The organism is Priestia sp. P5_B4, assembly GCF_056400385.1.
Genome location: NZ_JBFULJ010000918.1, coordinates 1 through 1,477 on the forward strand (window position 1 = coordinate 1; position 1,477 = coordinate 1,477).

Genomic DNA, 1,477 nt, shown 5'->3' on the forward strand with positions numbered 1-1,477 from the left:
GAAATAAAGGTGTTTCGTAGCCTAGATTTGTTTACAAACTTAGTCCTTTTTTCGTTGAAATAATCGTTTTAAAATCGATCTCTTTTTACCTACTACGCTGCTTTCTTTTGAAGCTTCTACTAATTCTGAAATGGCCTGCTGTTCACGCAAGCTTTTACGCAAAGATTGAATGAGCTGCTTATCTTTTTCCTGAAGAATTTGTTTTGTATCAGGCTCTTGTTGGGGTGAAGGCTGTACCGGCTGTTCGGGAGGTGTCGGCTGCTGGTCGTCGGCCTCGGGCTGGTCAGCTGCTTCTGCTGTGTTCTCTGTGTCCTCGGCTTCTTCTAGAGACACGGCAGCTTGATCCTCGCTTGTAGTCAAAGAGAATTCTTTTTGCAGCGCTTCATTGATTTCTTCTGCTTGACAGCCCTCATCATAAAGCTGCTTAATTTTCAGTAAAACGGTMGCAGCCGCAGCTTCATATTGTTTTGGTCGATGATCTTCTTTTTGTATAAAGAAATATTKGAATTTATCTATATATCTTCTGATGGTTGAAGTAGGAATACTCGTTTCTTCAGATAATTCTTTTACACTAAGCCATTTTGTCATTTTCTCACCACTTTTTAAATGATTACTTATTCGTCAGCATCAATTTGAAATTGTACTAGTATCTACTGTTTATCTTATCATGTAACGCTTCTACGTACCTTGCTGTGTTGGTTTCTGTAACGTTTTTATAATCACAGTGTCATAAATGAGGTATAAGCTGCCACTCGCACAAAGATTTGTTAGTTGAAGAATAGGAAATAATCAGTAAGCATTTGTTTGGAGTATGTTGAACAATGATGAGCGTACTTCTTATTATTATCTTATAATGTTGCTGAAGAAAAATCGAGTGATTCCTTCACTGTTTATTTAATATGGTAATGTTGTACTAAAGAAGAAACGAAAGGAGGAGCGACTTGAGTTTTACAGAACGAGCAGTAGCACTTATTAAACAAATACCATCCGGGAAAGTAATGACATACGGACAAATCGCCCACCTGGCTGGTAGTCCGCGAGGTGCAAGGCAGGTTGTACGAGTCCTGCATTCGATGAGTAAGAAACATAATCTCCCCTGGCACAGAGTCATTAATTCTAAAGGAGAAATTGGGTTTAAAGACGAAGAAATGTACGTTGTTCAAAAACTTTCACTCGAAGCGGAAGGAATACTCGTTTCTTCGGATGGAAAGCTTGATCTTAAAGTCCATCTCTATGAACCTGACGTGTATAAATAATAAAAGAAATTGAGACATAGCGAAATTAATTCCAGCTAAAGATGAACAAACGAGATAGAGGAACTGAACCGCTTGTGACACCGCCATTAATTTCCGTGCAAGACTTCGCTTTCCGCGGGCGGGCGGTGAGCCTCCTCGTCGCGTATGCTCCTGCGGGGTCTCGCCATTCCCGCTTTTCCCACAGGAGTCTTCGTCTTGCCCTCCAATCAATAGCTAGAAGC

General features: G+C 40.6%; 2 protein-coding genes. One reads left to right on the forward strand and one right to left on the reverse strand.

Features of this window, described 5'->3' with window-relative positions:
* Positions 1–39 precede the first annotated feature (39 nt).
* A complete protein-coding gene (locus AC1DRF_RS27465) occupies positions 40–588 on the reverse strand; it encodes a MerR family transcriptional regulator (protein WP_477742245.1) in 549 nt (182 codons plus the stop codon).
* Between the two features lie 353 nt (positions 589–941).
* Here AC1DRF_RS27465 and AC1DRF_RS27470 point away from each other — a divergent pair, with 353 nt between their 5' ends.
* On the forward strand, positions 942–1,256 hold the full coding sequence (locus AC1DRF_RS27470) for an MGMT family protein (protein WP_230183328.1): 315 nt from the start codon (positions 942–944) through the stop codon (positions 1,254–1,256).
* The last annotated feature ends 221 nt before the right edge of the window (positions 1,257–1,477 follow it).